A 21,493-nucleotide genomic window follows, 5' to 3' on the forward strand; every position below is an offset into this window, starting at 1 on the left:
GGAGTATAGAATACTATTGCGAGCAAATCAAAAAAAACCTTTTATTTCATATAGATAGATAATAGAAATGAGAATAATTGATGATTGTATCTTGATTCTTAACCGCGCAGAAAACGTGGCTAAAATGATACAGTCGACACTCCGTTCAGTGTCGTTAATCAGCAAGTATAATAGCAGTGGTGTCGTAAGACAGCATAGTCGGGAATAAAATCACACAACGCCATATTTACTTGCCTTAATGAGTAACTTGCTGATGAGTGCAGAAATTTAAATTAAATGTGTGACTTTTTAGCGTCGCACTTCGTCCAATATATAATACATCGCCTCTAGCGCTTATCTGGAAAGTGTTACACGTTCCTAGTTGGGATCTGTTCGGGTGATAAAGTGTACATCTGCACGTAGGAGAAAATACATGAGTGATGATGAATATAAAGCACTTGAGCGTCAGCTTGCTAAAGGTGCATTGACCAATCAAGTGCTTCCAGAGCCTGAGGCCATGGCAGCGAAAGTGGTGAAGCACGATAAATCAAAAGAACTCGTGCGCTTAGGCGTGCATGGTGTTTTCTCTATGTTGTTAACGCTCTTTGCCCCACTGATGATGAGCCACAGTAAAAAACTATTAAAGAAAAAGGTTAAACCTCAATGAAAGAGAATATTAGTATTTGGTTTGAAGCGGTGTCGGGCTCCCTTGCAGCGCTGCTAGAAGAAATCGCCGCATTCATCCCTTCGTTATTTGCAGCACTCGTCATTCTGCTTGTGGGCTATTTTATATCACGGGTTTTGCGCTTCGCAGTCTTTGCAGTATTGAATAAAGTGGGCCTAGACAAATTAGCGAAGGCCACTGGTATAGATCAGCAGTTGACCAAGTTTGGTAAAGACGTGTCTGTATCTAGCACACTCGCCATGTTGGTATTTTGGATTACTTTTTTGGTCTTTATCGTAACCGCCGCAGATTCATTAGGCTTATCACAATTGGGCGAAACGATGGATCAGTTCCTACGTTTTATTCCTAAAATCATTGCTGCCACGTTAATCCTGCTTTTTGGACTTGCGGCTGCCAACTTAATTAAAAACGCTATTTTCAATGCCGCCAAAGCCGCAGAGTTTGATTTCGCTCGGCCGTTGTCAAAAGCGGCATATGGATTGGTCGCTATTTTAACCTTGTCTTTGACTATCAATCAGCTTGATATTGACACTGTGATACTGGATACGATCATCGCCATTGCCCTTGCGACGCTAGGGGTTGGTACTGCTATCTCGTTAGGTTTAGGAAGCCGTGAAGCTTCGCAGAACATTATTTACTCTTTATATATATCAGACACGGTCAAAGTTGGAGATACCGTCACTACAAAGGACGGTATTAAGGGCAACGTGGTAGAGATTACGGCCGTGGTCACCATTATTCGTACATCGGACGAAAGCCTAAAAGTAATTGATAACAAAGTGTTTTTGGACGGACTGACCATACATTAAGCCTGATGTAGCGGTTAATTAATGTGCATGACTTAACGGATGTTCAACTAGTAAAACGTACTTTGCAACGCCGCGGCGATGCATCGATGGCCTTTGCTAAGCTGTATGGACGATATCAAGGGAAAATCGCCGCTTATATTGCAGCGAAGGTTCTGTACAACTCGTCGTTAGTAGACGATGTACTGCAAGACACCTTCATGACTGCATGGCACAAGCTAGAGCAACTCAAAGAGCATGATAAGTTTTTTCCTTGGGTGGTTACCATCGCGCGTAACACCGCTATGGATGTATTACGTGAAAAAAAGCGCGTAGACGATATCAGTCATCTGTTAAATCAAGAAGAGTCCGAAACCGAGGAAGAGCTCGACCTTGGAGCAACTGAACAAATGCTCGCAAGCTTGGAGCCCCTAGACCGGGAAATAGTGGTCATGAAAGCGATACTAGAGTGCTCATTTGACGAAATAAGCTTGCAGTTAGGTTTAGCGTTAAGTGCCAGTAAGATGCGCTATTATCGCGCACTCGACAAAGTGAAAAGCGATTTATCCCAGCAGTGACATCTGCCTTCATAAGACCCATCACCATTAAGCAAAGTCATAATATTATGAACATTGATTAATAATTTTCGCTGTTTATAACTTCCTCCATTAATAACCCCTCTGTTCATAAACCTCTGCATTTACATTGAATTTGTGACTTTTTGGTTACAACCAGCGTCTATTTCTCAAAGCAGGTTAACAGCAAGGGTATATAGAAACCTTTGCGCGACGTTAACGCGCAATATTGACTAGCACAGGAGTGATTCAGTGAATTTATTCAAAGGCCATTTTAAACGCAACACTTACATAGTGTTGGTCGTCCTATTTGCCATATTTGTGTTGCAAAATATGCAGTTAGATTATGTATCTTTTCTCTTTTGGGATTTTGCGATGCCGCGATTACTTTTAATTTTAAGCACGCTGCTTGTCGGCATTATTATAGGGGCCCTCGTTCCATTTAGAAAATTACTGCCCCAGAAAAAATAAACGGCAATTCAGTGACTTTTTTGAATAGGCAGCGTCTATTCAGCAACTATCTCGCTAATGCAGCCTTAGCTGTGTTGGCGACGTTAAAAAATAAAAATATAAACACTTAATGGAGAAATAATAATGAAAAAACACACGCTAGCAGTAGCCATTTCTTGTGCCTTGATTGGCGCAACTGCTCACGCTCAATCATCATCTGAAAAAGAGATTTGGGGCGGCGTATTTGGTGAGTATTACTCAGTTTATCCTGACAAATTTGAGCCTAACACTGATTATGACAGTGGGTTAGGCTGGGGCGGCGAAATTGGAGTTAAACTAAATCCAGATTGGGGTTTTCGTTTTGAAGTGGCTAAGTTAGACATAGATGCCGACACAGGTAATGGCAACATAACCGGTGAGCGTATCGGTGTAGATGCGATGTACTTCATCAATCAGAGCAACTATTACATTTTTGGTGGTCTGAAAAACCAGCGCTTTGACGAAAGCTACCGTATGGCTGATCTAGGTTTAGGTGCCCATTGGCAGTTGAACGACAAATGGAAAGTGATCACCGAACTTGCAGGGTACTATGACTTTGGTCAAGGTAACCCTGAGTACAGCGCCAAACTTGGTTTAGCGTATAGTTTTGGTAAAACCGGTGGTAAGCGAGTCAGTAAAGATTCAGATAACGATGGTGTCATTGACCAACGCGATTTATGCCCAAATACACCTTATGGAACAAGCGTTGATGTTGATGGTTGCCCGATGACAGCGGTTGATAGCGACAATGATGGTGTAATCGATGCCAAAGATGCGTGTGCTAACACGCCAATGAACGACAAAGTAGATGACAAAGGTTGCAGTATTTTCACTGAAGAGTCTAAAACAATGTCGCTAAAAATTATGTTCGACAATAATTCAAGTAAGTTGAAGAATATTGATAGTGCTAGCGTGCAAGAGTTTGTTGATTTTATGCGCCGTTACGGAACAACCAACGCTGTAATAGAAGGTTACGCTTCAGCGCCAGGCACGGATGCATACAATATGAAATTGTCAGTTGAGCGAGCACAAAATGTTCGTCAATATCTAGTCGCTCAGTACAACATTGCTGGCTCGCGCTTAGAAGCAGTCGGCTACGGTGAAACGAAATTATTGGACTCGGCCAATACCCGAGAAGCGCATCAGAAAAACCGTCGTATAGAAGCTTATGTCACAGCAACGGTCAAGATTGCAGTATCAAAATAAAACACGTTTGTCTTTTGCTGTGCACTGCATTAACTAATTAGCACTGTAAAAGCAGTCGTGATATGGATATTTATGCTAAAGGCACTCTAATGAGTGCCTTTTTTATGACATACTATTTGCAGAATAAGCATTAACATTGCGAACTGTATAAAACGATAACTCTACACAGGTATTTATTGTGCAAATCTTTTTAACCTATTCATTTTCCTGCGCTTTAGCGTTAATTCCATGCATAAGCACGGCGCAGCAGCTTGCTTCTGGTGAAAAATCGTTGGAGCAATGTATGCTCAAACAAATGGAATTATCTGCCGATGAAATAACGCTCGGGGAGATACGAGCACTCTGCTCACAAGACAGCGCCAACCGTGTGCAGAAACGAGATCGCCTCGAACATAGAGCGTCACTCAATCCATTTGCGCTCTTACCTCACAAACCGAATTACTTATTACCCGTTACTTTTGCCAATATCAGCAAGCGGCCCTACGAGGGAGATCCTAAAGCTGAAAAATACCAAGACACAGAAGCAAAATTTCAAATCTCTTTGAAATATTTAGCGGTTGAAGATTTAATGTGGGATGGACTTGATGTACAAGTTGCCTTTACGGTCGCTAGCTATTGGCAAGCTTACAATGGGGAGATATCGGCACCATTTCGAGAAACAAATTACGAGCCTGAAATTATTTTTAACTATAGCCGTCCATGGAGTTTGCTCGGGTTACCGATAGAGCAAACTTTCGTATCGCTAAACCATCAATCTAATGGTCAAACAGGCGAGTTATCCAGAAGTTGGAATCGTATTATTGGTGGTGTTGTTTTTGCGCAGAATGCGAATGTCACTTGGGGTTTACGAACATGGTGGCGAATACCAGAAGAAGATAAGCAGTCTTTTGATGATCCAGACGGAGACGACAACCCGTATATCGAGCGCTACATGGGGTATGGTGAAATTGGCGGAGTATGGAGTATATCTGACAATCACACCTTAGAACTCTTGTTGAGAAATAACCTTAGAAGTGATAATCGCGGCGCAGTGCAACTGGGTTGGACCTTTCCAATCACTCGTCATCTCAGAGGGTATGTGGAGTACTTCAATGGATACGGAGAAAGCTTAATCTATTACAATCAACATACTCAACGCTTGGGTCTTGGGGTTAAACTTACCAACTGGTTATAAGTGAAGTGGGCAAATGGCTCTGCGTGATAAAGTGGGCGGTTAGCTTAAATTCTAAGCATGCTAACGCATTTTGTCCTCACTAGCTTAATGTGCAACGCGTAGAGCTAATTTAATCACGTTGTTCAATTCATGATACATAACGGGTTTCACCAAGTGATAGCTCATGCCAGCTTCCTTTGTTTTTAGTTTGTCTTCTTCGTAGGCATTGCCGGTAAGCGCTACAATTTCAGTATCCACACCTTGGGCTTTAATGCATCTTGTTGTTTCAATACCACTCATATCGGGCAGGTTAATATCCATTAAGATTAAGTTGAAAGGTACCGTTGTTGCTAAATGAAGAGCCGCTGCACCAGTCGTTGCCACTTCGACTGTGTGTCCGTTTCGCTCGAGCATTGTTTTAACGACCTCTGCATTAATTGGCTCGTCTTCCACAAGAAGTACGCTAGCAGGCTCAAAGGCTTCTGTTTTTAAAGAGCTTTTGTCAGACAGCACTCTGATTGAGTCAATAAATCGATTTTTATCCATTGGTTTTGCGAAACCTTGCCACATATGTTCGGTATTAAATCGATCATGACGAATGGACTCAGGCGAAGCTGATATGAAGATAAAGGGCGGGGCACTGGTACCAAACATCGCATGGATAGTTTCCGCTAATTCATAGCCGTTATACCCAGGCATATGAATATCAATAATTAACCCTGCATAATCTAAAATTTCGTCTTTCATAAGCAAGAATTGGGTAGCGGAGTCAAACAAATCTACCGTGAAACCATCTTCTTGCAGTATATGTGAAATGTGTAAACGGCTAGTTTCTAGATCATCAATTACGGCGAACTTCGCTTTAGGATTAAGGTTCAGTGGCGTATTTGACCCAACACACTTTTCACTTCGCCCAAGTGGTACAGAAAGTGTAAACGTACTGCCTCTTCCCAAAGTACTGCTTAACGCAAGATCCCCGCCCATTCCTTGTGCAAATTCTTTCGCAATGGTTAATCCCAACCCCGCACCGCTCATCGCAATGTTTTTTGTTTTGTCGACTTGGAAAAATTTATTAAAAATTTGATCTTGCTTGTCTTGCTCTATACCAACGCCAGTATCATTTATAAAAACGTCCAGCATGTAATGCTTGTTAACGATACTAAGTTTAACGTTGACTGAAATTCCACCGTTTACCGTAAATTTTACTGCATTATCTAGCAGGCTCTTTAATGCTTGAGTGAGCCTAAGTGGGTCTCCTATAGCGAATTGAGGAAGGGCGGAAGCCGCATTGTAGGAAAAGGTTAAGCCTTTCGTTTCAGCACTAGAAGCAGTAGGGGCGATAACTGAATCTAATACGGTCAGCAGTTCAAAATCAATTTTGTCAAAGGTTAGTACTTTTGCTTCGATGCGTGATATGTCTAATAACTCATCCACGAGGGACAAAAGTTGATTGCCCGCTTTTTGCGCTTTTTGAATGTAAGCTTTTTGATTATCTATATCTGTTTCTTGGCTGGCTAGCTCGAGCATGCCAAACATGCCACTAATAGGAGAGCGTAGTTTGTGGCTCATATTTGACAGAAATTGATTCTTTGTTTGTTGGTCCAATCCGGCATCTCGCTTTACTCGATATGCGCGCTTGGTATTAAGAGAAAACCGATTTATCAGTTTAAAAAGCATTTGTTCGATAGGATAGATTAGGGCCACGATCGTTATTGCAAAGACAATCAAACTGATAATGCTAGCAAGAATGCTAACGTTAACCATATGTCGACGGGCTTGTTTTTCATTTTCAGTAAATTGTGCTTCTGCTTGATCTAAATGATCTACTAGCGGATTATACTTGTTGGATTCAATGGCTTGGTTGTTTCGGGTTTCGATCAATCCTGATGTAATAATTTGTTCAACATAAGCAAAAAACGCTTTTGACAGGCTATCGATGTTAGCTGAGTTAGAAAAATACAGATCATGAACGGAGTGATTACCTCCTTGAAAGACATTCCGTGGTAAGTCAGCAATTAAAAAGTAACTGTGATTATCACTAAATTGCTTCATCAAAACGATACTCTGACGTCTCAAAACGCGCTTTTCTTTAATGGCGAGCGGCTGTTCAAAACGATATAAATTTAGCGTGATGTCACGAACAAGCAGTGACTGCTGAGAGGATAATTGAACAAACTCACTCGCTTTAGCTCTATCTTGTGCGCTGGAATAAGCATACAACCAAGGCAGACAAAGTAATATCAAGCTCACGACTGCGTAAATGACATAGCAACGCCTAATCTTTTGTTTAACAATGTGTTCAATATTCAAAATATGTCATCCAAGTGGCGTCAGTAGTCGGGTTGTCGAGCTGATTACCGCTCAGTCAGTGCTAATAACTGAGCTGCACGTGACGGGGCTGAATAAGTAATCCAATCGCTGTCTCGGGGGCCAGTGAGGCGCCTAAAAAATTAAAATCAGCCAGCGTGATATCAGGAAAATGCTCCACAATGGTTTGCTCAATCATCTCTACTACTTTGGAAGATTGACTTACCAGTTCGCTCCTCGCTAGCGCATTGTCGAATAACAGGCCGTTTAAAATTAGCTGTCTATTGATTGGATCAAACACAATATTGCCGGTTAATTTAAACGGAATATTAATGCTCTCACCATGGCGCTGAGCAAGCATTGAAAACTCAACGGTCACGTGTTGTTCTAAAACGTTTAATACTAATTTGGGAGCAAAAAACGCGGCTTTAATGCCATTAAAATCCAATGCAAATGGGAACTGCTGGTTAAGTTGATGACTGATCTGCCTAATTGAAACACGATGCTTACCGTGATCATCTGCTGATGCAGGGAAACTCAAAACAATTAAAGCGACACACACTGTTATTAAGCTCTGCATAACATTACCTACTCCTATCTACTTACGTTCAGAGTAATCTTTTACGCAAAATAGTCACTTGTACTTTAGGCGTATGTTTCACGCCTTGGGTTAAGAACACCTGCGCAGTACATATTCAAGCATTAACGGTCTGCGCATTAAATTGCAGTAAATGAATGGTAAATAAACTTCACCAGGTATAACATTGAACAGACGATTTGTTCAGTATTTGGCATTAAAACGTTGTTTTTATATAGGTAGAATGCTAACGGGCAGGGGAATGTGTCGTGTCGTTTTACTTTAAGATGAAGAGGCGCATACTGTTGGCTGCTTATTCTGCTATGTGTTTATTGCTCATCAAAGGAGGTTAAATCATGGTTTATGCCGCATCGAGATATGTTAGTCAGTTAACGAAAGATACGCTTGCATTGGTGCTTGCCGGTGGCAAGGGCACGCGGTTAAAAGAGTTAACTGAGCATCAGTCAAAACCCGCATTGCATTTTGGGGGCAAATTCCGTGTCATAGATTTCACTTTGTCAAATTGTGTTAACTCAGGCATTCGGCAAATTGGTATTGCCACCCAATATAAATCGCACTCACTATTACGTCATTTGTCACAAGGCTGGAGCCACCTTAATCGTGATATGGGTGAATTCGTAGAATTGTTGCCAGCGAGTCAGCAATGTTCATCGCGTTGGTACCAAGGTACTGCAGACGCCTTGTTTCAAAATATTGAATTTATCAAAGAGCAGTCCCCCAAATATGTATTGGTGCTTGCGGGTGATCATATCTACAAGATGGATTATGCAGACATGTTAGCTCAGCATGTGCAAAGTGGTGCGGACGTTACAATAGGGGGGATTGAAGTACCTGTCCATGAGGCGGCGAATGCTTTTGGTGTGATGCAAATAAATAAATCAGGGCGTGTTGTGTCTTTTGATGAAAAGCCTGACTCGCCGTCGCCTTTGCCCGAGGATCCCGCCCTGGCATTGGCGTCAATGGGTATATATGTGTTTAACACTGAATTTCTGCTAAACGAATTACAAAAAGATGCTCATTCCTTAACCTCGGAGCATGACTTTGGTAATGATATCGTTCCTCAATGTATTGCCGATTACGAAGTGCATGCGTTTCGCTTCACTGACTCTCTTTACGGACTCAAACCTTATTGGAAAGATATTGGTACATTGGATGCTTTCTGGCAGGCAAATATCGATTTAATTGAGGTGACACCGAAATTAGATATTTATGATGATTCGTGGCCTATCTGGACTTATCAAAAACAATCCCCCCCAGCAAAATTTGTGTTTAACAATGACAATCGACGAGGTAGTGCAACTGACTCAATGGTCTCGGGCGGTTGTGTTATCTCGGGGGCGACTATTGACCGCTCTTTGCTTTTTGTAGATGTGCGTGTTCATTCCTACAGCAAAATAACAGAGTCAGTCATCTTGCCCAACGTAGAGATTGGTCGTGATGTGAATATTCATCGCGCCATTATTGCTGCTAATTGCAGTGTTCCGAGTGGGATGAACATTGGGTTTGATCACGACGAAGATCAAGCACGTGGCTTTAGGGTAAGTCCGAATGGCATTGTATTGGTTACCCAGAACATGCTTGAAAACCTGCGGGAACAAGCGCCCTGGGAGCATGCGATTCAACGTTATTCACAGCCTAAACACCTTCATTCTTAAGTGATCATTTATGGTCTATAGTAGGCCGAAAGTTGGGCGTGTAATACCTTATAAAATCGAACCATGCGGGTTTAAAAGAGTCGTCGCTTGAGTTTATAGGTATAAACCGAAACCGATTACGCACAACACCGCATATCGAATAGCTGAGCAGGTGGTTATTATAATAAACACTACCTGCTTAGCCAGAACGTTTATAAGGAATTCACTATGACCCAGTCTCATTCTATACAAGGCCCAACGTGTGAACATTGCGCTCTATCAAGAAACTGTACAGAAAAAGCGGAACAACTAGCAAATAAATCAAATAATCCGGTTTTGACCCACAAAATTTACCATAAGGGTGACAAACTGTTTTGTGCTGGTGATGCGTTTAACGCTTTATATATTGTGCGCTCTGGCTCAGCTAAAGCGAGTATTTCATCTATGGATGCTGAAGAGCAAATCGTTGACTTCTGCTTTCCGGGCGATTTAGTAGGTACTGATGGCTTTGCACAACTGCAACACGCGCAAACGGTCACATTTTTAGAAACTAGCAGTGTGTGCTATATCAGTCTGCATTCAGTGAATGCTTTGCTGGCGAATTCCGAGCAGGGTCGTCAACAGCTTTTGGGTAATATGAGCCGAAGCTTACTGATGCAACAACAACAAACCATGAGCTATCACTGTATGACATCTGCACAGCGCGTGGCAGGATTTTTACTAGATCTCTCGGCTCGACTCGCTAAAAGAGGGCTGTCTAGCAACCAGCTAACGTTAAGTATGACACGTATCGATATTGCTAATTACCTTGGCATGGCAATCGAAACCATTAGTCGTTTGCTTACGACGATGCAACAACAAGGCCTTATTCAAGTTCAAAGACGCCAAGTTACCTTGTTGGATATACCTAAATTACAAGCATTGAGTCGTTTTGAAGTAGAAGAAAACGATTCATTATTTATGCAATCCAATACGGCGTTATTACATGCGAATTCGTATACTTCGCAAGCCATGATCCAGTAATACCCAAAACCATCAATGACTCACTAAGGACGTTGGGTTAAGCTAATCAGATCATTTTCAATGAATTTAAGGTTAGATATGGCTAAAACATTATTAGAAATAGTTGAAGAAATTAAACAGCATATCCCACATTTTGATTGCGATACGGCTGCAGTTAATCGAGCAAAAGACAATGGTTTACTGATTGATGTTCGTGAGCCATCAGAGCATGAAACAGAAAGTGTCACAGGAGCAATAAATATTCCTCGTGGCATATTAGAAATGAAAATGCTCACCTTAGAGCCGAATAGATCCCGGCCTATATATTTACATTGTGCCAGTGCGGTGCGCGCAGCACTGAGTGCGGAGCAATTGCACCGAGTAGGATATACCCATCTCTATGTAGTGACTGGAGAATTAAAAAATATCATTCAGGCCCATGCTTGATCATTCGAGGAAGAGGCGTTTAGTCCAATATTAAGTCTCGACTTGTGTTGGGTGTCAAGTCCGGGGTGCCGAAGCAAATTCCCATCGCGATAGCGGTTTGAAGTGTTAAGTCATCAACAGGTACATTACGCGTCTTGTTTGCCACGCTCTCAAGTGCGACGTGGGAAAGTCTATTGCCTTTTTGGATCACAGCGCGGTTGAATTGTTTACTTTCCACTAATTTGGCGGCATAACTGCCCAAATTAGTGGCAAATACTCTATCGAAAGATGTAGGGGAGCCGCCACGCTGAATATGGCCTAAGGTAGTTGCTCGTATCTCTGCATCCATAAACTCGCCTAATTGCACCTTCAATTGTTCTCCGATCCCCCCTAATCGGGAAGGCTCTGGACTATCCACAATATTTTCTCTTACGCTTACTTGGCCATTGACTGGCCTTGCTCCCTCTGCAACCACCACGATAGAAAAGTGATGGGAGCCCATACGTTCAGTGCACGCTTTGGCAACACGTTGTATATCGTAAGGATATTCAGGTATAAGAATGCTGTCTGCACCCCCTGCAACTCCAGCATGAAGGGCTATCCAACCGGCGTTACGTCCCATTGTTTCAACAATCATGATCCGCTTATGAGATTGTCCTGTGGTGCGTAAACGGTCAATAGCATCGGTAACAATACTAACCGCTGTGTCAAAACCAAATGTTCGCTCAGTACACATCAAGTCGTTATCTATGGTTTTAGGGACGCCAACGACATTGATGCCTAATTTGCTCAGCTCATAGCCAATACTTAACGTACCATCTCCGCCTATGATAACCAGAGCATCTAATTGCAGTAGATCGTAATAGGCTTTAACCTCACCAGAGCAGTCTTTGCCTTTATAGTTAAAGGGATCTGCACGGTTACAGGTACCGATTATCGTACCGCCTAACGCAAAGATTCCACTGCAATCTTGATAGCTTATGGGTCGACTACGACGCTCAATAAAGCCTAAAAATCCATCTTCAATGCCTACGATTTCAGCGTTTGATGTCAGCATAAGTGTTTTCGCGACACTACGTATCGCCGCGTTTAGACCAGGACAGTCGCCACCGCCGGTCAATATTCCAACGCGCAGGTTATTGTGGGTTAGTAACGCCATTAACGACGGCTCCATTGTGTTCAAACTGATCGATATTATCTAAGGTGACCTGTGCGATTTTTGTCATTGCTTCTTTGGTGAAAAAAGCTTGATGACAAGTCACGAGTACATTTGGAAAGGTAGTCAAGCGCGAAAACACGTCATCTTGAATGACGCTGTCTGATAAGTCTTCAAAAAAGAGTGCTTCTTCTTCCTCGTAAACGTCTAATCCTAATAACCCGATCTTGCCTGCTTTAAGCACTTTAATCGCCGCCTTAGTATCAATTAACTTACCACGGCTCGTGTTGATAATCGTTACGTTAGGTTTCATTTTTGTTAATGCTGCTTCATCAATCAAATGATGAGTTGAATCATTAAGGGGGCAGTGCAGTGAGATAATATCACTTCGTTGAAACAGTGTTTCTAGCGACACGTACTCAACGCCGCCATCGATACATGAGTCATTTTTTTGCACATCATAGGCGATAACACGACAGCCAAAGCCAAGCATTATTTTGCTGAAAATTTGGCCAATTTTGCCTGTACCAATAACGCCTACCGTTTTGCCATGAATGTCATAACCCATTAAATTATTAAGTGAAAAGTCACCTTCTCGGACGCGGTTATAGGCTCGATGAACCCGCCGGTTAAGGGTCATCAGTAAGGCGACAGCATGTTCAGCAACGGCGTAAGGTGAGTATGCAGGTACGCGAACCACGCTTAAACCCAGCTGTTCTGCAGATGCTAAATCAACGTGGTTAAAGCCCGCAGAGCGAAGAGCTATTAATTGAATGCCTTTGTCTTTTAACGCGCTAAGCACCTCGGCATTTAGGCAATCGTTAATGAAGGCACACACTGCTACTTCGTCGGTTATCAAGTTTACCGTCTGAGCATTTAAATGCGGTTCAAAATAGCGAATGTCGTGATGATGCTCTTTGTTTTCTTGCGTAAAATATTCTCGGTCGTAGGCTTTGGTATTATAAAAAGCAATTTTCATCAATTTGTTCCTTAAGCGTGATACCCGTTAGCAAAAAAATATTGTACTCATTGTCTGTTCGGACAAATTGATAGTGAGCAATTTTCTCATTTTTTTACTCGTCCTTTTTATTATAATTTTTTTTAAGATTTATCTATATAATATTTAGATTAACTTACTCAAATAGAGCGTCGACAATATGAATTGCTCGTCGCTTTTAGCATATCTTGTAGTGATTTTTATTCAGTTAACGTGATATTTTTTATAAGCCACTGCCGTGTTATTTTGTTCCCAAGTTTAGGAATGGATTTTGCTTAATAATTACTATTGAAAAAGCAGAACTGATGTTTTTTATTCACTAGAAAGGAGTTTACTTTTGAATCAACCCACTACATTCCTGACTAACGACTCGTTAGCGAATGCAAAAATTTTAGTGGTGGACGATCAACCTATTAATATTCAGGTGATCAACCAGATACTGGGGGATAGCTACCAATTAAACTTCGCTAAAACGGGCCAAGAAGCGTTAGATATTTGCTTACGTGACGCACCGGATCTGATCCTGATGGACGTTATTATGCCGAATTTAGATGGCCTTACCACCTGTAGAATTATTAAGAACGATCCTGAAATAAGTGACATTCCTATTGTATTTATTACCTCATTGCAGCGCTCAGAAGAAGAAAACGCGTGCTGGCAAGCCGGTGGCATTGATTATATGACCAAGCCGGTGAATCCGTTGCCGTTGAAAAACCGTGTTAGGGCGCACCTCACATTAAAATTTCAAGCTGATGTTCTTAAGAAGCTAGCCTACCTTGATGGCCTAACTGGGGTGTACAACCGGCGCTATTTGGACGAGTATTTGGCGAAGCAGGTAGCGCAAGCAAAACGGACTAATCAGCCAATTTCTTTACTCATGGTCGACGTTGATCTGTTCAAGCAGTACAACGACGAATACGGCCATCTAGTGGCCGACGACCAGTTGAAACTTGTGGCCTTAACGGTAAGGAGCAGTTTAAATCGCCCAACTGATATTGCGGCAAGATATGGTGGTGAAGAATTCACGTGCGTGTTACCTAACACAGACGAACGCGGCGCAAAGCATGTTGCTAAAAAGATTCAACAGGCTGTTGACCAACTTAAAATCTCTCATCGGCTGTCACCGCATCAAATTTTGACGGTCAGTATAGGTGTATCTACTATCTTGCCAGACCAGAATTATTCTAGTGATCTTATTTCTATAGCAGATAAAAACCTATATAAAGCCAAACACACAGGGCGTAACAAGGTCGTATAAGACTTCACCATTTCACTGCTGTTCATTCTCGTTTGTTGTCTCAAGCATTCTGGCCTGTTAAGTCAAGCACACTCACACTGTCTTACCTTCGAGGGGCTCAGTGCATTAGGCTTCCAGCATAGATCTGATTGTCGTCCAACACTTTGTACTTGACCTATGAGTGGCACATAGGTTTAACATGCATTCACTCGCTCAAAGTCAGCCTACGCAGAGGAGCACAATATGTTGGTCAAGCAATTAGCAGATCTTGTCGGTGTAACATCCGACACAGTGCGCTATTACACTCGGGTGAAGCTACTAAACCCTGTCATTAGTGACACGAATGGCTATCACTCATATGGCGCTAGCGATCTACGCCGCTTGCGTTTTATTTTAAGTGCAAGGCAATTGGGATTTTCGGTAAAAGACATACACAGCATTATTAGCGAATCGGAGCTGGGCAATTGTCCGTGCCCGTTAACAAGAAAGCTCATTACCCAACGACTAGCTGAAACTGAGGTGCTGTTTAACGAAACGTTAGCGCTGCGTAATCGCATGCAATCAGCTGTAGCACAATGGGACCAGGCACCTGATGGTGCCAGTGCAGAACAGGTGTGTAGTTTGATTGAATCGTTTGTCGACCCCATAGCGATGGAGGCCCAAAATGAGCAGTAAAAGCAAAGTAAAAACACAATCCTTTATGATTGAGGGAGCAAGCTGCGCAAGTTGTGTGAGTAAGATTGAGAAAGCGTTAGCAAGTGTAGAGGGAGTGACCGGTGTAGAAATGAATTTTGCGCAACGAACCGTCACGATTGACGGCGATGTAAACAGTCATTCATTAATCCATTCTGTGACGGATATTGGTTATAACGCCACACCGATGAATTCGGGGTCAGAGCAGGATGCATTAGCTGAAAAAGCCCAAGCCGATGAAGCGCATTACAACAATTTGATGCGCAATATGGTAATTGCTTTGGGCCTCGGTATCCCTTTAATGCTGTATGGCTTATTTATTGGCGATATGAGTGTTAACACGTCTAATCAGCGCATCGGATGGGCGATTGTAGGGCTTGTTACGTTAAGCGTAATGATAGGCACGGGAAAACACTTTTATATTGGTGCTTGGCAGTCCTTCAAACATCACTCAGCAAATATGGATACCTTGATAGCACTTGGGACGGGCACTGCTTGGGCTTACTCTATGTTGGTCATACTAGTACCCAACCTGCTACCTGAAATGGCGAGACACGTCTACTTTGAAGCATCAGCAATGATCATAGGGCTTATTAATCTCGGGCTAGCGTTTGAAGTCAAGGCAAGAGGGCGCACATCTGAGGCGATTAAAAGACTGATTGGCTTGCAACCCAATACCGCACGAGTGGTGAGAAATGGGGAAGAAGAAGACGTTGACATAGCTCAAGTTCAACTTAACGATATCGTGCGCGTGCGACCCGGTGAAAAAATCCCTGTGGACGGCGAACTGACAGATGGGCAAAGCACAGTGGATGAATCGATGTTAACCGGTGAGCCCATGCCGATTAGCAAGACCGTGGGCGACAAGGTGGTTGCCGGCAGTATTAATAAGACCGGGAGTATGTTGTTTAGTGCGACCCATGTGGGCAAAGACACCACTCTATCTCATATTATTAATATGGTTAAAAAGGCGCAAAATTCGAAGCCGTCAATAGGGCGCTTAGCGGACGTGATTTCTGGTTACTTTGTACCAATTGTCATGATTTTAGCAGTGATAACAGGTTTGGCCTGGCTCAATTTTGGGCCTCAGCCAGCCATTGCCTATGCCATAACGGCTATGACTACCGTGCTGATTATTGCTTGTCCTTGTGCGCTCGGCTTAGCGACACCTATGTCTGTTATGGTAGGAATTGGTAAAGCGGCCGAGGCTGGAGTACTGATCAGGAATGGCGAGGCATTACAAAGCGCCTCAAAAATCACCACTATGCTGCTGGACAAAACAGGAACAATTACCCAAGGCCAGCCCGAAGTAACCGACATATCAACGTTTGAACAACGTCAAGAGTCTTGTGTCATGGCGTTAGTAGCCAGTTTAGAGAGTCAATCCGAGCACCCCTTAGCCCAAGCAATTGTGGGGTATGCGAAACAGCGCGATTACCCGCTTAATGCAGTCACCAAGTTTGACGCGATCACCGGTAAAGGGGTGACAGGCTACCTAAACGGTGAGCATTTGTTATTTGGTAATGAAGCACTAATGCATCAATTTGGGATAGACGTTAGCGTTGCTGTTGAACAAGCAGGGACACTAGCAAATGATGCTAAAACGCCTATGTATTTTGCGGTCGACCAAAAACTGAGTGCTTTGATCGCGGTATCAGACCCGATTAAAAGCGATTCTTTAGCTGCCATAAAACGGTTGCAAAACAAAGGTATTCACCTTGTCATGCTCACCGGTGATAACGAGGCTACAGCGAAAGCAGTAGCAAAACGAGTGGGCATTGATGATTACATCGCCCAGGTTATGCCCCAAGACAAGGTGGAGGAAGTAATCAAGCGTCAAAAACACGGAGAAGTTGTTGGTATGACAGGGGATGGCATCAATGATGCCCCGGCACTTGCGCAAGCTGATGTGGGGTTTGCGATAGGGACAGGCACAGATGTCGCGATTGAAAGTGCAGATGTGACGTTAATGCGCGGTTCCCTACATGGTTTGGCTGATGCGTTGGCAATAAGTCAAGCCACCATTACCAATATAAAACAAAATCTGGTCGGCGCGTTTATGTATAACGTTGCTGGAATTCCCATTGCCGCCGGTGTGTTATTTCCATTTTTTGGCATTTTACTTAATCCTGTTGTCGCAGGCGCGGCCATGGCATTGTCGTCGTTAACCGTGGTGAGTAACGCAAATCGATTACGTTTTTTTAAGGTTAATAAATCAGCTTAGAGCGTATTTTCTTAAGACATGTTTGGAGTTAACAGATGTTGTTCATCAACCTACTAGGTGCACTGCTTATCGCGGCTATCGTGTGGTGGTTTTGGCTTTATACGCCTAAGCGTGCGCAATCTACCAGTAACCAAATTAAGATTTTAGTCAATAATGGGGTTTACCAACCTAGCAATATAACGGTGAGCGCGGGTACGAAGATAACGTTGGATTTTGACCGTCAGGATCCTGCACCTTGCGCTGAAACAGTGATCTTCCCCCAATTGGACTTAAGCTTGGCGTTAAAAATGGGACAAAGTAACCGTATTGAGCTACCTGCGCTAAGTGAAGGCCAATACGACTTTCACTGCCAGATGCAAATGTATAAGGGAAAGCTCATCGCAGAGTGATGTTAAGGGCGAGTTAGAGTTACGTGTAATTATTTCATCTTCATGGTGGCATTTACTTTCCTAATGCCCTTATGTATATGTTTCCATCTACGAACTTAGCGCTCTTTGCCTTGAATCCTTTGGGATAGGGGCGCTTTGCTGATGACAATAAGGCTGGCATATCCATTGCTATCACATTGACAAGACAACTTGTTTTAACAAATGCACGTGATAACGGATAGCAAAAATACGTTACACCACTGATATAGCCAGTAAGGAGAGTCACAATGAAAACATTCCAAGACAGATACAACCTACACGCAGACATTGAGTCTATCGAAAATTATATTGATGGTACGTTTCGAAAGCTAAACAGAACGTCTCGCTCTTTGCATAAACCTTTACAGGTCAACAGGTATAAGTCTAAGTGGAATGATGAAGACCAACCTCGTCGCTTCTCGCACTAATAGTGCAAGATTAGCTTCACCCATGCCGATTTAATAACACCTCACCTTTAAAAAGCGCCTATATCGATGGGTATTGCTCAGCTGACTATACTGATATAGGCGTTGATTAAACAACCTCACCGTTCGCGATACGCCAAATTAAGCTTTGATAACTTCTGCGTATCAAGCCTCTCCTTTTACAGCACATTCAAAGTTAGTTAACCCTCATGCTACCACGTTATGTTTGTTGGCCTCATTTGCCATGGAGCATGTTCCGATAGTGGTGTTACTTGCGCCTGCTGGCTACGTTCGTTTTATTCGGACTTGGCTTGACATGGATCAAGCTTCTTTTTCTCAAATCGACTTTAATTATATTGTGGGATTGGTGTTAATAAATCCATATGCGGAATGAAAATGTCACCTTTGACATTAATATAATGAGGAGAAAACAATGCTCGGTTATCAAAAGATATTGGTTGCGTTAGATATTAACAGTCCTGGGAACTTAGTGATGAGTAAAGCGCTCGCAGTGGCTGATTCACCCTCGAAGCTGAATCTGTTATATGTCACGTTTGCACAAACGTATTTCGAACCTTATGGTATTGCGTTTGAAAATGACGAACTAATAAATCTGCAAGCACAATCTGAACGCAGACTAGAAGAAATTGCCGTGACATCAGGAATACCGAAAGAGAACACACACGTTGCGGTGGGCTCTCCTGCTGATGAAATACACCGATATGCAGAGCGCATCGAAGCTGACTTAATTGTTATCGGTACGCATGGCCAAAGTGGGCTAAAACTGCTGTTAGGATCCACCGCTAATGGTGTACTGCATGGGGTCAAATGTGATGTTTTGGCGGTAAAAGTGTAGGGTACTGAACTCAAAAATAGAGCGTAGCGTCATGTTAGAATGGGCACAGCTAAGCGTGGCGAGGCGTGCTACAACCTTGGCTAGTGCTATTAAGTACTATCAAGTGTATTGAGAAGTGTATTAAGTCATTAGGAATGAAGGATAGTTTATAGCGCTATATGTTTTGAATGACGCAAAACTCAATGCGGCTTTGCGCCATTTATTATCTGTTGTACATCATGCACCAATACATGCTCTATAAAGGGTTTTTCAATAAAATCAGCAGCGCTAGCTCGCATAGCTCTTACCGCAGTGGGTATGTCACTGGAACTTGCCATAACAATAGTCGGTAAATGAAAACCACGTTTGACGAGCGTTTCTAGTAGCTCTATGCCACTGTCTTTTTTATCCTCGAGATGCGCTTCAATGATCATGCCGATTGCGTCATCACTGATTTGCTGACGCATAAAACTTTCAGCACTGGCAAAACATTGAATCGTTACATCCAGGGGAGAAAGTAATTTTGAGAGCGCCGCCCGAGCATCCTTCTGGTGATCTACCAAATAGATGATTGGATGGTGATTTTTGGTTACAAGAGTACTAATCATAGAGATATTCGACGCACGATTAAAGATATTCTAAGTAAAGATATATCCCACGCCAAAAAGGATGTTGCGCTAGATCAAATTACCGCCACATTAAGTGATCTGAATTAAAGATATGAATTAAAGATGATGAGTATTGATTACTCTTTAGCCACCACCAGGGTAACAAGTTCAGCTAAAGACCTTACCTGCATTTTGTCCATAACATTTGCACGGTGGATCTCAACCGTGCGTTGACTTAAATTTAGCTCACTGGCTATCACTTTATTTGCTTGACCGGCAATCACCCTATGCATCACTTCAGTTTCTCGCTCAGTAAGAGATTGGCATCTTTTTTCTACCTCTAATGCGTGCAAGGTACGCTGTTGGTTGTCTCGATTGACCTGTAAAGCGTGCTGTATGCAGTCGAGCAGAACCTGTTCACGAAATGGCTTCTGAATAAACTCTATCGCGCCTTTTTTCATCGCCTCGACAGCCATTGGTACATCGCCATGGCCGGTAATAAATATGATGGGTAAAGGACATTTAAGCGCTTCTAAGCGCTGTTGGCATTCCATTCCACTCATACCAGGCATGCGGATATCCAGTACAATGCAGCCACTTAGCATACTAATATCGTCTGATGAAAAGCTGTTTAAGAATGCTTGTGCGTTAGCATAAATGGCGTTGTGCACACCAACGGAATCCAACAACATACTGAGAGAGTCAAGTACTGCCTCGTCATCATCAATAATATGTACGATTTGTTCTGTTTCAAACGACGTGCTTTTATTCTTCATTGTTAGTTACTTCATCGGTTTTGTGATTAACGATAGGTTTAGCGGGCAGGGTAAACGAAAAAACACTTCCTTGAGGGCTACCAGGGCTATGCTTTAGTTCACCTCCGTGCGACTGTATGATGGACTGACAAATAGGCAGCCCCATGCCCATACCAGACGTTTTAGTAGTGAAAAAAGGGTGAAAGAGTCGCGCCCTATTTTCTTCTGTTATGCCATAGCCAGTATCGCAAATAGACACTTCCAGATATTGTTCGTTTATCCATTTTGTGTGGATCATTACAGGCGCCGAGGGTTGATCTTCCATGGCGTCAATCGCGTTACGAATAAGGTTAAAGAGGACTTGTTGTAACTGTACTTGGTCTACGAGCAAGCACGGGGCGGGAGCGTTACATAACGTTAGTTTTATACCATGATCGAGTAGGCGAGTATCAACTTTCGCCAAATCAATAGTGTCTTGAATAAGGTCATTAAAGTTAATGTACTCTCTTTCTGTATTGCGCTTTTTGACAAATTCTCGTAGGCGCCGAATAACTTCAACGGCTCTTAGGGCTTGGTTACTGATTTTTTCTAGCGTATCAGTTAATTTTTGTTTTTGAGATGCATTGGCTAAGCTGTTTTCGCGTTGCAATAAATTCTTGCACGCTTGGGCATAACTACTTACGGCAGATAAGGGTTGATTGATTTCATGGGCAATCCCTGCAGCCATTTCTCCCATAGTACTAAGCCGGGTTACGTGAGCTAATCTTTCTCGATTAGCAATAGCATCTGAGCGCGCTTGCACTTGATCGGAAATATCACGAATAATACCAACAAACTGTTTATGGCTTGACTCTTTTACTTCGCCAACAGAAAGCTCGATAGGAAATATCTCACCGTCTTTCTTGCACGCCTTTACCTCACGCCCAATACCAATAATCCGAGCTTGATTGGTTCTCATATAGTTGTCTAAATATTGATCATGCTCTTTACGATAGGGTTCAGGCATCAGCATCTTAATATTTTGGCCAATTACCTCTTGCACTGAATAGCCAAACATTCTTTGGGCCGCTGCATTAAATAATTCAATCGTGCCGGTATGGTCGATAATGATCATTGCATCGACAGCCGCGTTAAGTAATGCGTTTAATTTGGCGAGGGCATCCGCTTCATCCTGATCAGGGGTAGGTCGCTTATTTATGCTGTCCACAGTGCTCCAAGGCAATCATGTTAAGCCTAATGCTTAGGTTAAATCTCGCTGCCAAATATTATTCGACAATCATTAGCTCTAGATTTTAAAATACCCAAAATTATTATCTT

The 21,493-nt window shown here is 42.7% G+C and carries 21 protein-coding genes; 14 read left to right on the forward strand and 7 right to left on the reverse strand.

The annotated features are described in order from the left end of the window. Nucleotides 1-412 precede the first annotated feature (412 nt). From PATL_RS10600 to PATL_RS10625, 5 genes are all read left to right on the forward strand, one after another. Nucleotides 413-646, forward strand: coding sequence for a hypothetical protein (locus PATL_RS10600; protein ID WP_011574883.1), 234 nt, complete (start codon nucleotides 413-415; stop codon nucleotides 644-646). Continuing rightward, nucleotides 643-1,473, forward strand: a complete 831-nt coding sequence (locus tag PATL_RS10605; RefSeq protein ID WP_011574884.1) for a mechanosensitive ion channel family protein — start codon at nucleotides 643-645, stop codon at nucleotides 1,471-1,473. Before PATL_RS10600 ends, PATL_RS10605 begins: the two co-directional genes overlap by 4 nt. 23 nt (nucleotides 1,474-1,496) lie before the next feature. Then, nucleotides 1,497-2,027 (forward strand): RNA polymerase sigma factor, encoded by a 531-nt coding sequence (locus PATL_RS10610; RefSeq protein ID WP_011574885.1) that lies wholly within the window; start codon nucleotides 1,497-1,499, stop codon nucleotides 2,025-2,027. A 591-nt stretch (nucleotides 2,028-2,618) separates the two neighbouring features. Further along, nucleotides 2,619-3,719, forward strand: a complete 1,101-nt coding sequence (locus PATL_RS10620; RefSeq protein WP_011574886.1) for an OmpA family protein — start codon at nucleotides 2,619-2,621, stop codon at nucleotides 3,717-3,719. Nucleotides 3,720-3,897: 178 nt separating this feature from the next. Beyond that, nucleotides 3,898-4,893 (forward strand): phospholipase A, encoded by a 996-nt coding sequence (locus tag PATL_RS10625; protein ID WP_232283316.1) that lies wholly within the window; start codon nucleotides 3,898-3,900, stop codon nucleotides 4,891-4,893. A gap of 84 nt (nucleotides 4,894-4,977) precedes the next feature. Here the strand turns inward: PATL_RS10625 and PATL_RS10630 are convergent, their stop codons facing one another. Together PATL_RS10630 and PATL_RS10635 are read right to left on the reverse strand one after the other, a co-directional pair. Further along, the gene (locus PATL_RS10630) at nucleotides 4,978-7,182 is read right to left on the reverse strand and encodes a response regulator (protein ID WP_041713688.1); all 2,205 of its coding nucleotides are present in this window, start codon (nucleotides 7,180-7,182) and stop codon (nucleotides 4,978-4,980) included. 61 nt (nucleotides 7,183-7,243) lie between these two features. After that, nucleotides 7,244-7,759 carry a hypothetical protein gene (locus PATL_RS10635; protein ID WP_011574889.1) on the reverse strand — a complete coding sequence of 172 codons (516 nt, stop codon included), beginning with the start codon at nucleotides 7,757-7,759 and terminating at the stop codon, nucleotides 7,244-7,246. 353 nt (nucleotides 7,760-8,112) lie between these two features. Between PATL_RS10635 and glgC the strand changes: the two genes are divergently transcribed. From glgC to PATL_RS10650, 3 genes are all read left to right on the forward strand, one after another. Next, on the forward strand, nucleotides 8,113-9,432 hold the full coding sequence (gene glgC, locus PATL_RS10640) for a glucose-1-phosphate adenylyltransferase (RefSeq protein ID WP_011574890.1): 1,320 nt from the start codon (nucleotides 8,113-8,115) through the stop codon (nucleotides 9,430-9,432). A gap of 207 nt (nucleotides 9,433-9,639) precedes the next feature. Further along, on the forward strand, nucleotides 9,640-10,434 hold the full coding sequence (locus PATL_RS10645; protein ID WP_011574891.1) for a helix-turn-helix domain-containing protein: 795 nt from the start codon (nucleotides 9,640-9,642) through the stop codon (nucleotides 10,432-10,434). A 78-nt stretch (nucleotides 10,435-10,512) separates the two neighbouring features. Further along, entirely contained in the window at nucleotides 10,513-10,860 is a 348-nt protein-coding gene (locus tag PATL_RS10650) for a rhodanese-like domain-containing protein (protein ID WP_041714400.1), read from the forward strand. A gap of 19 nt (nucleotides 10,861-10,879) precedes the next feature. On the opposite strand, the gene PATL_RS10655 is transcribed toward PATL_RS10650, so the two are convergent. Then, the gene (locus tag PATL_RS10655) at nucleotides 10,880-11,998 is read right to left on the reverse strand and encodes a 6-phosphofructokinase (protein WP_011574893.1); all 1,119 of its coding nucleotides are present in this window, start codon (nucleotides 11,996-11,998) and stop codon (nucleotides 10,880-10,882) included. Further along, a complete protein-coding gene (locus PATL_RS10660) occupies nucleotides 11,976-12,974 on the reverse strand; it encodes a 2-hydroxyacid dehydrogenase (protein WP_011574894.1) in 999 nt (332 codons plus the stop codon). The genes PATL_RS10655 and PATL_RS10660 overlap by 23 nt, the downstream gene beginning before the upstream one ends. A 355-nt stretch (nucleotides 12,975-13,329) precedes the next feature. On the opposite strand from PATL_RS10660, the gene PATL_RS10665 reads away from it, so the two are divergent. The 6 genes from PATL_RS10665 (at nucleotide 13,330) to PATL_RS10690 (ending at nucleotide 18,834) form a co-directional block, all read left to right on the forward strand. Next, nucleotides 13,330-14,250, forward strand: a complete 921-nt coding sequence (locus PATL_RS10665) for a diguanylate cyclase (RefSeq protein WP_011574895.1) — start codon at nucleotides 13,330-13,332, stop codon at nucleotides 14,248-14,250. Nucleotides 14,251-14,472: 222 nt separating this feature from the next. Then, nucleotides 14,473-14,904 (forward strand): MerR family transcriptional regulator, encoded by a 432-nt coding sequence (locus PATL_RS10670; RefSeq protein WP_011574896.1) that lies wholly within the window; start codon nucleotides 14,473-14,475, stop codon nucleotides 14,902-14,904. Then, complete coding sequence (locus PATL_RS10675; protein ID WP_011574897.1) at nucleotides 14,894-17,146, forward strand: heavy metal translocating P-type ATPase; 2,253 nt, start codon at nucleotides 14,894-14,896, stop codon at nucleotides 17,144-17,146. Before PATL_RS10670 ends, PATL_RS10675 begins: the two co-directional genes overlap by 11 nt. 35 nt (nucleotides 17,147-17,181) lie before the next feature. Beyond that, nucleotides 17,182-17,535 (forward strand): cupredoxin domain-containing protein, encoded by a 354-nt coding sequence (locus tag PATL_RS10680; protein ID WP_011574898.1) that lies wholly within the window; start codon nucleotides 17,182-17,184, stop codon nucleotides 17,533-17,535. A gap of 266 nt (nucleotides 17,536-17,801) precedes the next feature. Further along, on the forward strand, nucleotides 17,802-17,981 hold the full coding sequence (locus PATL_RS10685; protein ID WP_041713693.1) for a hypothetical protein: 180 nt from the start codon (nucleotides 17,802-17,804) through the stop codon (nucleotides 17,979-17,981). A 430-nt stretch (nucleotides 17,982-18,411) separates the two neighbouring features. Beyond that, on the forward strand, nucleotides 18,412-18,834 hold the full coding sequence (locus tag PATL_RS10690) for a universal stress protein (RefSeq protein ID WP_011574900.1): 423 nt from the start codon (nucleotides 18,412-18,414) through the stop codon (nucleotides 18,832-18,834). A gap of 179 nt (nucleotides 18,835-19,013) precedes the next feature. On the opposite strand, the gene PATL_RS10695 is transcribed toward PATL_RS10690, so the two are convergent. The 3 genes from PATL_RS10695 to PATL_RS10705 all read right to left on the reverse strand — a co-directional run bounded on the left by PATL_RS10695 (nucleotide 19,014) and on the right by PATL_RS10705 (nucleotide 21,383). Next, the gene (locus PATL_RS10695; RefSeq protein WP_011574901.1) at nucleotides 19,014-19,421 is read right to left on the reverse strand and encodes a response regulator transcription factor; all 408 of its coding nucleotides are present in this window, start codon (nucleotides 19,419-19,421) and stop codon (nucleotides 19,014-19,016) included. 137 nt (nucleotides 19,422-19,558) lie between these two features. Continuing rightward, a complete protein-coding gene (locus tag PATL_RS10700) occupies nucleotides 19,559-20,197 on the reverse strand; it encodes a response regulator transcription factor (protein ID WP_011574902.1) in 639 nt (212 codons plus the stop codon). Beyond that, nucleotides 20,187-21,383: a two-component system sensor histidine kinase NtrB gene (locus PATL_RS10705; protein WP_011574903.1), complete on the reverse strand. Its 1,197-nt coding sequence runs from the start codon at nucleotides 21,381-21,383 to the stop codon at nucleotides 20,187-20,189. The genes PATL_RS10700 and PATL_RS10705 overlap by 11 nt, the downstream gene beginning before the upstream one ends. Between the last annotated feature and the right edge of the window lie 110 nt (nucleotides 21,384-21,493).

The sequence above is a fragment of the Paraglaciecola sp. T6c genome (assembly GCF_000014225.1).
GTDB classification, from domain to species: Bacteria; Pseudomonadota; Gammaproteobacteria; order Enterobacterales; family Alteromonadaceae; genus Paraglaciecola; species Paraglaciecola atlantica_A.